Source organism: Kribbella sp. NPDC055071 (genome assembly GCF_053608045.1).
In genome coordinates, this window is record NZ_JBSGUS010000015.1 from 147,920 (window position 1) to 161,287 (window position 13,368).

Annotated in this window: 15 protein-coding genes; 6 read left to right on the forward strand and 9 right to left on the reverse strand. The window is 67.4% G+C overall.

Going from position 1 to position 13,368, the window contains the following annotated elements:
• The 5 genes from ACWF4Z_RS24685 to ACWF4Z_RS24705 all read right to left on the reverse strand — a co-directional run bounded on the left by ACWF4Z_RS24685 (position 1) and on the right by ACWF4Z_RS24705 (position 5,958).
• Positions 1-1,659, reverse strand: a complete 1,659-nt coding sequence (locus ACWF4Z_RS24685) for a glucoamylase family protein (RefSeq protein ID WP_452245497.1) — start codon at positions 1,657-1,659, stop codon at positions 1-3.
• A gap of 19 nt (positions 1,660-1,678) precedes the next feature.
• Complete coding sequence (locus tag ACWF4Z_RS24690; protein WP_452245498.1) at positions 1,679-2,491, reverse strand: carbohydrate ABC transporter permease; 813 nt, start codon at positions 2,489-2,491, stop codon at positions 1,679-1,681.
• A complete protein-coding gene (locus ACWF4Z_RS24695; RefSeq protein WP_452245499.1) occupies positions 2,491-3,264 on the reverse strand; it encodes a carbohydrate ABC transporter permease in 774 nt (257 codons plus the stop codon). Before ACWF4Z_RS24695 ends, ACWF4Z_RS24690 begins: the two co-directional genes overlap by 1 nt.
• A 236-nt stretch (positions 3,265-3,500) precedes the next feature.
• On the reverse strand, positions 3,501-4,796 hold the full coding sequence (locus ACWF4Z_RS24700) for a sugar ABC transporter substrate-binding protein (RefSeq protein WP_452245500.1): 1,296 nt from the start codon (positions 4,794-4,796) through the stop codon (positions 3,501-3,503).
• Between the two features lie 49 nt (positions 4,797-4,845).
• The gene (locus ACWF4Z_RS24705; RefSeq protein WP_452245501.1) at positions 4,846-5,958 is read right to left on the reverse strand and encodes a LacI family DNA-binding transcriptional regulator; all 1,113 of its coding nucleotides are present in this window, start codon (positions 5,956-5,958) and stop codon (positions 4,846-4,848) included.
• A gap of 139 nt (positions 5,959-6,097) precedes the next feature.
• Between ACWF4Z_RS24705 and ACWF4Z_RS24710 the strand changes: the two genes are divergently transcribed.
• On the forward strand, positions 6,098-6,673 hold the full coding sequence (locus ACWF4Z_RS24710; protein ID WP_452245502.1) for a histidine phosphatase family protein: 576 nt from the start codon (positions 6,098-6,100) through the stop codon (positions 6,671-6,673).
• Between the two features lie 49 nt (positions 6,674-6,722).
• On the opposite strand, the gene ACWF4Z_RS24715 is transcribed toward ACWF4Z_RS24710, so the two are convergent.
• Both ACWF4Z_RS24715 and ACWF4Z_RS24720 read right to left on the reverse strand, forming a co-directional pair.
• On the reverse strand, positions 6,723-7,679 hold the full coding sequence (locus ACWF4Z_RS24715; protein WP_452245503.1) for a hypothetical protein: 957 nt from the start codon (positions 7,677-7,679) through the stop codon (positions 6,723-6,725).
• 107 nt (positions 7,680-7,786) lie between these two features.
• Complete coding sequence (locus ACWF4Z_RS24720) at positions 7,787-8,341, reverse strand: TetR/AcrR family transcriptional regulator (RefSeq protein ID WP_452245504.1); 555 nt, start codon at positions 8,339-8,341, stop codon at positions 7,787-7,789.
• A gap of 95 nt (positions 8,342-8,436) precedes the next feature.
• Between ACWF4Z_RS24720 and ACWF4Z_RS24725 the strand changes: the two genes are divergently transcribed.
• Both ACWF4Z_RS24725 and ACWF4Z_RS24730 read left to right on the forward strand, forming a co-directional pair.
• Complete coding sequence (locus ACWF4Z_RS24725; RefSeq protein WP_452245505.1) at positions 8,437-8,856, forward strand: DUF4267 domain-containing protein; 420 nt, start codon at positions 8,437-8,439, stop codon at positions 8,854-8,856.
• A 9-nt stretch (positions 8,857-8,865) separates the two neighbouring features.
• Positions 8,866-9,663, forward strand: a complete 798-nt coding sequence (locus ACWF4Z_RS24730) for a hypothetical protein (RefSeq protein WP_452245506.1) — start codon at positions 8,866-8,868, stop codon at positions 9,661-9,663.
• On the opposite strand, the gene ACWF4Z_RS24735 is transcribed toward ACWF4Z_RS24730, so the two are convergent.
• Entirely contained in the window at positions 9,621-10,454 is an 834-nt protein-coding gene (locus ACWF4Z_RS24735; RefSeq protein WP_452245507.1) for an SDR family oxidoreductase, read from the reverse strand. The two genes, ACWF4Z_RS24730 and ACWF4Z_RS24735, sit on opposite strands and share 43 nt — an antisense overlap.
• A 370-nt stretch (positions 10,455-10,824) precedes the next feature.
• Between ACWF4Z_RS24735 and ACWF4Z_RS24740 the strand changes: the two genes are divergently transcribed.
• Positions 10,825-11,355: a helix-turn-helix domain-containing protein gene (locus tag ACWF4Z_RS24740; protein ID WP_452245508.1), complete on the forward strand. Its 531-nt coding sequence runs from the start codon at positions 10,825-10,827 to the stop codon at positions 11,353-11,355.
• On the opposite strand, the gene ACWF4Z_RS24745 is transcribed toward ACWF4Z_RS24740, so the two are convergent.
• On the reverse strand, positions 11,352-11,756 hold the full coding sequence (locus ACWF4Z_RS24745) for an NUDIX domain-containing protein (RefSeq protein WP_452245509.1): 405 nt from the start codon (positions 11,754-11,756) through the stop codon (positions 11,352-11,354). The two genes, ACWF4Z_RS24740 and ACWF4Z_RS24745, sit on opposite strands and share 4 nt — an antisense overlap.
• A gap of 104 nt (positions 11,757-11,860) precedes the next feature.
• On the opposite strand from ACWF4Z_RS24745, the gene ACWF4Z_RS24750 reads away from it, so the two are divergent.
• On the forward strand, positions 11,861-12,745 hold the full coding sequence (locus tag ACWF4Z_RS24750) for a PHP domain-containing protein (protein ID WP_452245510.1): 885 nt from the start codon (positions 11,861-11,863) through the stop codon (positions 12,743-12,745).
• Positions 12,742-13,359, forward strand: a complete 618-nt coding sequence (locus ACWF4Z_RS24755) for a MarC family protein (protein WP_452245511.1) — start codon at positions 12,742-12,744, stop codon at positions 13,357-13,359. The genes ACWF4Z_RS24750 and ACWF4Z_RS24755 overlap by 4 nt, the downstream gene beginning before the upstream one ends.
• The last annotated feature ends 9 nt before the right edge of the window (positions 13,360-13,368 follow it).

The window sequence follows — 13,368 nt, forward strand, 5'->3', positions numbered from 1 at the left end:
TTATTCGAGGCCGGACTCGAACTGCTCCATGGCGATCAGCGGCCGGATCCGCTGCTCGACCTGCCGGCTGCCGAAGCTGCGCCGGACCAGGTCGTTGGCGAAGACGTTGCCGATGGCACCCATCACCATGGCCTGGTCGAGGGCGAGGTACCGCTTCGCGATCAGGCCGGACCTGACCGCGACCGCGTCGTAGAAGCCGCCGGCGCCGTACGCGTGCAGGTTCTTCTCGATCCGGCTGAGGTTCTCGATCGCCTGTCGGGGTGCGTAGGCCATCGCCAGGAACGCGGCGTGCGGGGTGACGACGCCGTCGCCGTACGTCGGGTTCGGGTTGGTGCCCTCGCGGCAGCCGTCGAAACCCGCGTCGTAGTTCGTCGCCTCCAGGTCGGAGGGGTAGCCGCCGGGGTCCATCCCGATCGGCTCGACGCCGTAGACGGAGTAGCCGCCCTTGGGGTTCGAGGCGGGGGAGAAGCCCCAGTAGCCGTACTTCGCGTCGTCGAGGCCGTGCTCGATCTGCGCGCGGACCGTGAGTGGGTGGTTGATGCCCCAGCTGCGTGGTGCCCAGGTCGCTTCGGGGATGAAGAGATCGGGCATCAGCGACTCGAACATGTCACCGCCCCAGGACGGCACGAGGCGCATCCCGCGGTAGGAGTAGGTGCCTTCGAACACGTCGAGGCCGATGTAGGTGCGGTGCACGCCCTTGGGCTTCTGCTCGACCCATGACCAGTCGCAGGTGTCCGGGAACGTGCGGTACGTGGCGAAGTACTGGGTGTGCGGGACCTGTCCGAGCGCGAAGCCGATGTAGCCGGCGATGCGGGCCTCGGTGTTGCAGGTGTCGTAATGGAACTTGCGGTAATACACGTCCGGCCCGGTGCCGGCGTGGTTGCCCTTGTCGGTCTCCTCGTCCGGCGGCGGGGTTTCGAAGAAGCCGCCGCGCATGAGGCCGCCGGGGCGGGCTGCGGGGTTGTAGTAGTAGGCGAAATTCATCTTGTTCAGCAGGGAATCCGCGAGGGCGCGGGCACGCGGTTCGGCGTTGCGCACCACCATGAGTGCGCACGCGAACCAGCCGTTGTCGACGCTCGAGACGAACGGCGTGATCGGCTTGGTGCCGTCGGGATCGACGTACCGGACCTCGCCGGTGGCTTCGTCGTACCAGTTGAAGAACATCCCACTGGGCTGGTGATGTACGGCGTTCTTCATCGTCGTCAACGTCTGCGTAATCCGCCGCAACGACTCCTGCGGCGAGATGATCCCCAACTGCTTGGCAACCACCGTGCTCCACAAATACCCACCGATATTCGTAGGCGACGTGTACCGACTACGAACCGGGCTGCTGACGGACTCGCCGATGTTGTCCGCAGGCAGCCCGGTGCGTTCATCGGTCATCGCAACCAGACTCCGCCAAGTATCCCGAGCCCACCGGCCCACCACCGCCTTGTCCGCGCGGCCAGGCCTCCACCCGCCCCACAAAACCTCCCCCGGAGAACCCGCGCCACCCGCTCCCGCGCCGCCGGCCGCCCCGGCGCCGCCGGCACCGGCCGCTGCGCCCGCGCCGCCGGCGCGGGCGATTCCGCCGTAGGCGTCGGCTCTCGCGCCTACCCCCAGCAATCCTGCGGATCCGGCGGCGGCCAGCAACGTGCGACGGTTGATGGTGGAAGACATCAGAAGCTCCTCACTGAAATCACTTGAGTCCGGTAACTGCAATGCCCTTGGTGACGTGCTTTTGGAAGGCCAGGAACATGACGAGCACCGGTACGACGACGACGACCGCGCCGGCCATCAGTAGGCCGAAGTTCTGGGCGTTCTGGCCGGTCGAGTACAGCGCCAGGGCGACGGGAAGGGTGTACTTGTCCTCGGTCTGGGCGATCACCAGCGGCCAGAGGAAGTTGTTCCAGGAGCCGAGGAAGGTCAGGATGCCGAGGGTTGCGAGCGCGGGCCGGGTGAGCGGCAGCATGATCCGGGCGAAGATGCCCAGCTCACCACTCCCGTCGACGCGGCCGGCGTCCATCAGGTCGTCCGGCAGCCCGAGGAAGAACTGCCGCATCAGGAACACGCCGAACGGCGAGACCAGGAACGGCAGGATCAGCCCCGGATAGCTGTTGGCCAGCCCCGCATTCGTGACGAGCACGAACAACGGGACGAACGTGACCATCCCCGGGATCATCAACGTGGCCAGCACCAGCAGGAAGAGCGCGTTGCGCCCCTTGAACCGCAGTTTGGCCAGCGCGTACCCGATCATCGAGCAGAACGTCAGGTTCCCCGCTGTCACGATCAGCGCGACGAGCGTCGAGTTGAGGAAGTAGCGCGGGAAGTTCGCCTTGCTGAACAGGGCGTCGTAGTTCTCGGTGGTGGCGTTCTCCGGCCACCAGGTCGGCGGGACGCGGAGCAGTTCGCCCTGCGTCTTGAAACTGCCGAGCAACATCCACAGGAACGGCGCGGCCACGGCGATCAGGCCGAGGACGCCGATCAGGTAGATCCACCAGGAGCGGCGCATCACTTCTCCCTCAGCAGCCGGAACTGGATGAACGTGACGACGGCGATCACGACGAACAGGATGTACGCCATCGACGTCGCCAGGCCGTAGTTGCCGAAGCCGAACTGCTGGTAGGTGTACATCGAGACCGAGATCGTGCTGTTCAGCGGACCACCCTGCGTCATCACGAACGGCTCCTCGAAGAACTGCAGGTAGCCGATGCCGGTGGTCACGCTGGTGAACAGGATCGTTGGCCGCAGCAACGGCATGATCAGGAACCGAAACCGTTGCCAAGGGCCCGCACCGTCGATCTGGCCGGCTTCCTCCACCGACTGCGGGATGCCCTGCAGCCCGGCCAGGAAGATGATCATCGCGGAACCGAAGTTCCGCCAGACCGCCATCACGATCAGCGACGGCATCGCCCAGGTCTTGGACGCCAGCCAGTTCGGGCCATCGATCCCGAACCAGCCGAGCACGGTGTTCAGCAGGCCCGCGTCAGGCGACAGCACGAACCGCCAGATCACCGCGATCGCGACGATCGACGTCACCACCGGCAGGTAGTACCCGACCTTGAACAGCGCTTGGAACCGCTTCACGCCACGATCCAGCAACACCGCCGCCGCCAACGCGACCAGCAACGTCAACGGCACCCCGATCACCACAAAATAAGCGGTGTTGAAGGAAGCCTTCTGAAACGTCTCGTCCTGCAACGCCTTCAGATAGTTCCCGAACCCGACCCCGTCCACCGCGAACGGCGTCCGCAGATCCCGCTGCCGCATGTCGGTAAAACTCATCCCCAACGACCCCAACACCGGCCCAGCCGTAAACCCCAAAAACAAAACCACAAACGGCAAAACCAAAACCCAAGCCGCCGCAGTCTGCCGGTCCAACCGCCCACCCCGCCGCGACCGACGCCCGCCAGGACGGCCGACCACCACAACCACCCCGGCGCTCGCCGATCGCCCTCCTTCTTTCTTTCCTCCCGACGAAGCGCGCAGCGCTTCGTCGGGAGCTGCTTTTTCACTCATGATCAGCTACCGCCGGCGCCTATCGCCGTTGCTTTGGTTTGGATGGCTTTGGCGGTGTCCGCGGGGGACTGGCCGGCTTTCGCCATCTTCTCGACCTCGGTGTCGAAGGCGGCGGCGACCTGTTCCCAGTTCACGATCGCGGGCGGCGCCTTCGCGTCCTCGAGCTGCTTGCCGAACACCGGCAGGATCGGATCCGACGCGATGCTCTGGTCCTGCCAAGCGCTCTTCACCGCCGGCAGATCCGACGACAGCTTGAACCACGAAGCCTGCGTCTTCGCGTCGGACAAGAACTTGACCAGCTTCCAAGCACTGTCCTTGTTCTTCGATGACTTGAACACCACGAAGTCCGACCCACCGACGAACGACGTCGACGTCTTGTTCTTCGGTAGCTGGAACACCCCGATGTTCGGCTTGATCGCATCCCCACCGGCCTTCGCCACCGATCCGGCCATCCACGGCCCGGAGATGAACATCGGCACCTGCCCGCTGACGAACTGCGCCTCGGTCTGATTGGGCGGCAGGTCGGTCCCGGCGAGCTTGTCGGTGAAGAAGCTCTGGTAGTACTTCAACCCCTCCTGCATCTCCGGCGTATCGAACGTGAACGACTTGTCGTCGGCCCCGGTGATGTTCGCGCCGGCGGACCACGCGAACGGCATCACGGTCTGCCACGATCCGGTCCCGCCCGGCTGGAGGTTGATCCCGTACTTGGCGCCGGCCTTCTCCTTCATCGCCTTCGCCATCGCCTTCAACCCGTCCCAGTCGGTCGGCGGCGTACTGAATCCGGCCTTCGCGGCCAGGTCCTTGCGATAGAAGACCAACCGCGTCTCGACGTACCACGGAACGCCGTACTGCGTCCCGGCGACCTTCGTCGTGTCCAGCGCTCCGGGATAGAACCCGGAGTTGTCGAAGCCCTGCGGCGTCGGGTCGAGCGCGCCGAGGTCGGCGAACTCACCCATCCAGGTCGTCCCGACCATGGCCGCGTCGGGCACCGTCTGCGCCGTGATCGCGGTGGTGAACTTGTTGTGCGCGGCGTCCCACGGGATCGGCGTGACGGTCACCTTCACGCCCGGGTTCTCCTGCTGGAACTGGTCGAGCAGTTTGGGCAGGTTCTCGCCTTCGGCGCCCATCGCCCAGACCGTGAGGTTCCCGGTCGCGGGTCCGTTGCTGACCGTCGTCGTCGCTTGTGAACCCGCATCGGGGGAGTTGCTCGAGCGGCCGCACCCGGCGAGTGCCAGAGCTGTGGCTGTGAGCGCAGCGCTGCCGATCAGAAGCCGGCGACGGATGCTGTGGGTGAACATTGTGTGTTGTCTCCTCACTTGGTTACTGCATGCATCCCCCGGTTGTGATTTACCTGGTGCCGCAGCTGTCCCGCAGCACAAGCTCTGTCGCCAGTACGTCGTTCCGCGCTCGCGACCGTTCCCCGGTCACCCGCTCGTGCAGCCGTTGCGCCGCGGTCCGCCCCAACTCGGCCATCGGCTGCCGCACGGTCGTCAACCCCGGCGACACATACCGAGCCGCCATCACGTCGTCCCACCCCGTCACCACAACGTCCCCAGGTACGTCGACACCCGCAGCCAGCAACCCCTGAATCACCGCCAGCGCCAACTCGTCGTTAGCACAAACCAACCCATCGGCCCACCCGTCGGCTCCCAGCCCCACCTCAGCTGCCCGTCCGGCACCCCTGGGGTGTTCTGCCGTTGTCTTTTTCCCGATCGGTTCGCGCGTAGCGTGGGCCGATCGGGGATTTGTTGCCTGCAGCACCATCTCGGCGACGGCCGCGCCGGCTTCTTCGGTGAGGGGGACCCGCTCCGGCTTCGGGACCGGCAGACCCCGCTTCTCGTGGGCTTTGGCGAATCCGGCGTACCGCTCGGAGACGTCGTACGAGCTGGCTGGATCACCGACGAAGAGCAAGCTGGTGCGGCCGTGGTCGAGCAGGCGGGTGGTGAGCTGCTCGGCACTCGCCGCGCTCTCGCTCCGGACCGAATCACACCCGGTGACCGGCGGATGTGCGATCAGCACCAACGGCACCCCAGCCTTGCGCAAACCCTGGATCGTCGGCAGATCCAGAGCGTTGCCGTGGACAACGATCCCGTCGACCCGCCCGGCCAGGTCGCGGACACTGCGACGGGGATCGGCGTTCCCGTGGGTGACGGTGATGACGACGCTCTGCCCGTGTTCGCCGGCCCAGCGCTCGTACCCCATCAGCAGGTCGCCGTAGAACGGGCCGGCCAGGTCGGGCAGCACGAGCCCGTGCGCCTCATGTCGTTGCACCGCCAGGCTGCGGGCGGCGCGCAGCGGTACGTAGTTGAGCTCCTGCGCCGCCTGGTCGACCCGCGCTCGCGCCTTCGCCGAAACCGGTCCAGTCCCTTGCAGGACACGCGAAACCGTCGCGATGGACAGCTTCGCCAGGGCCGCGACGTCGTAGATCGTCGCCGGCCGGCCGGTGCTTCCGGATGCCACGTGCTCGCTCCTGGAGGTCGAAGTGGAAGCGCTTACAGTTTTCGACCCTGCCCTGTTCCGGGTGCATCGGTCAAGACCTCGGCCCCGATCCGCGACGATGCGCCGAAAGCTGTGCCGGTCGATTTGCGAAGATGGAGGTGTGACCACACACGAACGCGAAGACAAGCTCTTCCTCGTCCGGCACGGCGAGACAGAGTGGAGCAAGTCGGGCCGGCATACGTCCGTCACCGACCTGCCGCTGACGCCCGACGGCGAACGCGTCGCCACGGGTCTGAAGCAGCGGCTGGCAGCGGAGAAGTTCGACCTGGTCCTGACCTCGCCGCGCCAACGAGCCCGTCGTACGGCGGAGCTCGCGGGCTTCCCGGACGCCGAGGTCGACGACGACCTGGTCGAGTGGGACTACGGGGACTACGAGGGCATCACCACCGCGGAGATCCGCAAGACCGTGCCTGGCTGGACGGTCTGGGCCGACCCTGTACCCAACGGCGAAACCCCCGCCCAGGTCGCGGCCCGCCTCGACCGCGTGAACGCCAAGATCGCCGCCGTACCCGGCGACGTCCTCGTCTTCGGCCACTCCCACGCCCTCCGGGCCCTGACGGCCCGCTGGCTGGAACTCGACGTCACCGAAGGCCGCCACTTCGTCCTCAACACCGCCACCATCTCAGTCCTGGGCTGGGAGCGAGGCTCCCCCGCCATCCACCACTGGAACAACTAACCTTTCCGGAACAAAAACCGCGATATTCGCGCAAAAGCTTCCGGAAAGCTCACTGGACTGGGCAGCCGGGGGCGCAGGGGTGGGCAGTCAGGGTGGGGGTGGTGCGGCGGAGGACGTCGACGACCTGTACGGCGGCCGCACAGGGACGGGACGTGATGTCGACCCACCCGTAGCGCAACGTCGACTCCGCCCTCAGCGTCGCCCGGTTGTCGCGATCGAGGTCGCGCCAGCGCTGCCGGGGTGCGAGGTGCAATCGTCCGTCGAGCTCGACGACGAGACCGAATCCCGGGTAGAAGACGTCGGTGAATTCCCGGTCCACCGCCCGCTGCCGCAGACCGGGCGGAATTCCGTGCCGACGCTCGACATCGCGCAGGTACTGGAGCTCGAGGAGCGAATGCGAACCCGCGGCGACATCCGCGATGATCGGCCGCAGGACGCGCCGGTGCCGCAGCCGCGGTCGGTCCACCAGCGCCTCCTCGAGCTCCGCCGGACCAACTCGGCCGCTTTGACAGGCCTCCGCGATCACCGCGGCCGCGTGCTCCGGGGATGATGAGCTGCCCACGATGTCCAGCACCGCGTGCGCCGCCGTCCGGCGTGGCGGGACAACCACAGCCAGCCGATCAGCCCAGTGCTCGTCCCGGTGGATCACGAGGTCACGTTGTGCCTTGACCCTTCGGGATTCCGGGATGACCACATGCACCGGGCGCTTCGGGTCTGACTTGATCAGGCCGAGTTGCTCTGCAGCGGTGTGATGACTCCAGGCCGCTTCCGGTCCCGCGTAGAGCAGTGCGGCCAGCAGGCGTTCGTCGTACCCGATGGGACCTGTGTGCGTGGCATACACGCCGGGATGAATCGCCTGCCAGCGTCTCGTCCGTAGCCGTCCGCCGACCCGGGCCTCGGACCACCCTCCGGCGAGCAACTGGACGCGGCTCACGATCCGGTTCTGGACCTGGATCAGCGCCTCGATCCCCTCAGCTGCGAGCCGCTCCCGCCACCACCATTCCACCCCCACCAGCCTCGCGGATTTCCGCTCGCGCCGCGTCCGCCCCTGTGGATAACTCGCTTTCCGGAACATTCTGGTCGATATTCACGCGATTGTTTCCGGAAAGGCGCTTAGTGGGCGAAGAGGGCTACCAGGAGGGCGGCTCGGGCTTCTGTGTGGGTGGGGCGGAGGCGGTGGTTGGTGGTGAGGGTTGCTTGGCCGTGGAGGGCGCTCCAGAAGACTTCGGTGGCGGTTTCCGGGTCCGCGTGGGTGAAGGGCTCGACGGCGGCGGCGATTTCGGCGAAGGCTGCCTTGAGGGGTTCGGGGGAGTCGGCCTGGCCGAAGACCAGGTCGGTGTGGCGGACGAACATGGCTTCGTAGACGGCTGGGTGGTCGGCGGCGTAGGTCAGGTACGCCGTGGCCAGGCCGGGCAGACCGTCTTTCCTGCGGGCTTTTCGCAGGACTGCGGTCAGCTCGATGATGCCGTCGAGGGCGACCGCGCCGGCGATGGCGTCCATGTTGGCGAAGTGGCCGTAGAGGACGGGCTGGCTGTAGTCGACCGCTTCGGCCAGGCGGCGGGTGGTGACGGCGTCCCAGCCGTCGGCCTCGGCGAGCTCCCGGGCGGTACGGACGATCAGGTCGCGGCGCTCCTCGCGAGCCCGCTCCCGGCGTGACTGGGTCGGCATAGACCAGAGGTTAGCACCGCTAGACAATCTAGCGATGGCAGTGTTAGCGTCGCTAGGAAAGTTAGCGATGCTAGACACTACCTTTGGAGATCGCGATGCGCCGCTTCACCACCGTCCTGACCGTCCTGCTCGGCATCTTCCCGCTCACGTTCGGCACCGAGTTCCTGTTCGCCGGGCACATCGCCGCCGCCGGATTCGGGATCGACCCCTATCCGACCGGCATCGCGGCCGGGTACTTCGCGGTGAAGGGGATCCGGGACATCGTCCTCGGGCTCAACCTGCTGGCGCTGTTCGCGCTCCGCCAGCGGCGTGCGACCGGCGTCCTGATGGCGATCTCGGCGGTCATCCCGATCACCGACATGATCACCGTGTTCTCCCACAGTGGTCCCGCGGCCACCGCGCTCGGTGTGCACGGGCTGACTGCCGTGATCATGCTCTTCGACGCGTTCCTGCTCCTGCGCGAGCGCACCGCGGTCACGTCCGGCGTGGCTCAGCCCGTCGGAGCCCACTCGTAAAGCTCGATCGTGCAGTACTCGCGGAACCCGAGCCGCGCGTACACCGGTCGCCCGGCCGACGACGACCCCAGTACGCCGTACTCCGCGACCGCCTCGGCATCGCGGAGGGCGGCGTACGTGATGGCGGCGCCGATCCCGCGCCGCCGGGACCGTCATCACGAAGTACACGCCGGCAACGCCCGCGCCGAGGAAGACTGTTGTGGTCGCAACCGCAGCACCGTCGATCCAACCGAGGTAGTGGCGCCACGGATCGCCGTACCCGAGCTTGCGGTAGACGGACGCGACCCAGCGCGCTTCCTTCTCGCCCTCACCGAAACCGCGGCCGAGCGTCTTCTCCCAGACCGCCAGGGTCTCGTCGTCGATGACGCGGGTGATCTCGAGACCGGGTACGACGGTCGGCGGGATCAGCTCCGGGATCCGGACGGCCATCCCTGGTTCGCTGCCGCCGTACGTGAAGCCGGCCGCGGTCAGCCGCTTGCCGAGGTCGGCCGGACGCATCGAAGGGCCGACATGCCAGCAGCCGGGGAGTCCCCGATTCCTCAACTCGGTAAGGGATTCAGCGATCACCGCGTCGGGGTCGTGGAGGTCGGCCTCGACCACTGCGTTGTGGTAGTCGAGCGGGGATCCGCCGATCGTCCATCGGACCTCCGGTGTCTCCCGCTGCTGTCCGCCGCCGGCACCGCCCATCGCCATCAGCAACTCGGCCGCGTTGTCCTCGATCGCGCGGATCAGCTCGGGGTCCTCCATCCCGCCAGTCTCGCGGATCAGTCGAAGGCGGCGCGATGGGTTTTCAGCCAGGCGCGGTAGGTGCCGGAGGGGCGGCCGAGTACGCGTTCGACATCGGTGGTGATGACCTTCGCGCCGCCGCTGCGGATCAGCTCGGCGCCCCGGAGCGCGACCGCGATCACCGCCTCGTCGTACCCGGCGGCACGCAGCTGCCCAGCGGCAACTTCGGGAGGTACGTCGGTCACCGTCAACGGACGTCCGAGTACGTCGGAGAGCTGCGCCACCTGGTCCGGCACGCTCAACAGCTCGGGTCCGGTCAGCGTGTAGAGCTGGCCGTCATGGTCTGCCGACAACAACGCCTCGACCGCGACGGCGGCCACGTCACGCGGGTCGACGAAGGCGTGTACGCCTGATCCGGTCCGGTTGGGGATCGGGTCACCCGCCTTGATTGCCTGCAACCAGTGGAATGTGTTCGAGGCGAACCCCGTCGGCCGCAGGATCGTCCAGGCCAGACCGCTCTCCCGCAGCGCCCGCTCACCGGCGGCGTGCCAGTTCCCAGGCATCCCCTCGTCGGTGCTGCCGACGGCCGACAATTTCACGATCTTCCGTACGCCGTTGTCCACCGCGGCTCGGATCATGGCGCGATCGTGATCCGGGACGCGCGGTCCGGGCGCGCTGAGCAGAAAGACGGCGGTCGCACCATCGGTTGCCCGGTGCAAGGACTCCTGATCCTCGAAATCGCCTTGCACCGCGGGGATTCCCGGCAGGCGGGCCGGATCTCGCGTCATCCCGCGGACCGGGCTGCCACGCTCGACGAGCTGACGAACAACCTCACGTCCGATGGTGCCCGAAGCACCCGTCACCAGAATCATGCCCCCACCCTGAGCGCCGGCCCCCGCGCACGAATAGGAACTTTCGGAACTACGGCTGCCCGATCGCGCTGGCTACTCTCGAAGCGTGCACACCCTCGACCCGTGGATCGAAGACATCACCCTCCAAACAACCCGCGCCCGCGGCGCGGGCGCGGGGAGGCCGGGGAGCGAGGGCGGCGCAGGTGATGCGAGGGGCGTTGGGGCCTCGGCTCCCGGCGAGGTTGGTGTGGTGGAGCGTCGCGGGGTGACGGTGTTGGTGCCTGATGGGGCTACTTCGGTGGTTTGGCGGGTTACGGGGAGAGGGGTTAGTGATGTGTTGGTTGCGGGGGCTCGGACTACGGCGGCTTATCACTTGAGTAAGGAGCTGCCGGTGTGTGTTCGGTTGCGGGTTCGGGCTGGGTGGGCGATGCCGTTGCTGGGGGTTGGGGCGGATGAGCTGGTTGATCGGGTGGTGCCGTTGAGTGAGCTGTGTGGGCCGTCGGCGGTGGAGTTGGGGGAGCGGTTGATGCGGTACGCCGACCGGCCGGAGGTGGGGGTCGAGGTGTTGGGCGACTACCTGGTGGCGCGGTTGCCGCGGCGGGTGCCGGAGCGGTTCGACCTGGTGGGTGCGGCCGCCAAGGAGTTGGCGACCGGAAGCGTGCGGACGGCGGCTACGCGACTCGGGGTGAGCGATCGGTATCTGCGGCGGATCTTCCGTCAGGCCGTCGGCGTCTCACCCAAGCACTTCGCCAGGATCACAAGGGTCCGAGGCGTGATCAGCCAGGCACCGGACTCGTGGTCCGACACAGCCGCGGGCGCCGGCTACACCGACCAATCGCACCTGATCGCGGACTTCCGTGCGCTCATGCACGTCACCCCAACAGCCTTCGCCACCGGCCGGGTCCCCCTGAGCACCTGCTAACCCGGCAGCGCGTTCCACTGCTCCAGCGTCGACACCAGCAGCGTCGTCGTGGGGAGCGTCAGGAACTCGGACCGGGTGACGAACTTGGCGTCGGTCGCATCGTCACCAGGAGTGAGCGTGCCACCCACAGCCGTGGCCTCGTAGTCGCGAATCACATAGAGCTGCCCAGCCGGCCCCGACCGTTCAACCTCGCCGACCAACGAGCCGACCGCCACGGTCAGGCCGGTCTCCTCCGCGACCTCCCGCGCAACCGCCGCCGGATCGTCCTCACCCGGCTCGACCCGTCCACCCGGGATGGCCCACAGCCCACGCCCGGGTTCGTTACCCCTCCGGACCACGAGCAACCGGTGCTCCTCGTCGTACACCAGAGCACCCACACAATCGACCCGCCGCGCCTCCATGCCAGCCGAGGATAGGCGTTCTGGGGATAAGTGCCAGGTCCGAAGCGTGAACGCGGATAGCATCAGCGGTGACAGCAGGCCTTTCGAAGGGATCCGGACCGCTCGTGCGTATCGATCTGCACACCCACTCGAACCGCTCGGACGGCACCGACCCGGTGGACGTCCTGATCGCGCACGCGGCGCAGGCGGGTCTCGATGTGATCGCGCTCACCGACCACGACACGGCCGACGGCTGGGCGGAGGGCCGGCGCGCGGCGGAGGACCTCGGGGTCGGGTTCGTCCCCGGTATCGAGATCTCGTGCAAGCTGAGCGGGATCAGCGTCCACCTGCTCGCGTACCTGCCGGATCCGTCGTACCCGCCGCTCGCCGACGACCTCAAGGTGGTCCGCGACGGCCGCACCGACCGCATCCCGACGATCGTGGCCCGCCTCAACAGCATCGGCGTACCGCTGACCGTCGACGAGGTGCTCGCCCAAGCGACCGGTACGCCGTCTGTGGGTCGCCCCCACGTGGCCGACGCGCTGGTCGCCAACGGCACCGTGGCGAACCGGACCGAAGCCTTCGACCGGTTCCTCGCCGACGGCAGGGCCGGTCATGTTCCGCATTACGCGCTCGACCCCGGCCACGCGATCGACCTGGTCCGCGCGGCCGGCGGCGTACCCGTGATCGCGCACCCGTGGGGCCGGTCGAGCTACAAGGTGATGACCGAGGAGACCATCGGCCGCCTGGTCGAGGACCACGGGCTGGGCGGTATCGAGGTCGACCACCAGGACCATTCGCCGCAGTCGCGGACGGCGTTGCGTGCGATCGCGCAGGATCTCGGCATCATCTACACCGGCTCGAGCGACCACCACGGTGTCGGCAAGATCGACCACGACCTCGGGGTGAACACCACCGAGCCGGAGCAGTTCGAGCGGCTCCTCGAGGTCGCGAAGAAGAACGCGTCCGCCGCCCCCGACGCTCAGGTGCCCGAGGCCTACCTGCCGTGAACCATGTCATCAACCTCGGGCTGTTCACGGAGGTCATCGTCACGCTGTTCGTGATCATGGACCCTCCGGGCACCGTGCCGGTCTTCATCTCGCTGACCGCCGGGCAGTCCCGCGCGGTCCGGAAGAAGGCCGCGTGGCAGGCCGTGCTGGTGGCGTTCGGGGTGATCGTCGTGTTCGCGGCGTTCGGGCAGCAGATCCTGCACCACCTCGGCATCACGCTGCCGGCGCTGCAGTGTGCGGGCGGTCTGCTGCTCCTCCTGATCGCGCTGCAGTTGCTGACCGACACCGCCGAGGACCCGGTCCAGACCAAGAACGTGAACATCGCCTTCGTCCCCCTCGGTACGCCGTTGCTCGCCGGGCCGGGCGCGATCGTCGCCACGATGGTGTTCGTGCAGCGGGCCAACGGGTCGCTGCCGGATGTGGTCGCGATCTCGGTCGGCATCATCGCCATCCACCTGGTGATGTGGCTGACGCTGCGGTTCTCCGGCGTGATCATGCGGATTCTGGGCGAGAACGGCGTACTGCTCGTCACGCGGATCGCCGGTCTGCTGCTGAGCGCGATCGCGGTTCAGCTGGTCGCGGATGCGGTCACGGACTTCATCAAGGCGGGCTGACGTGCTTCC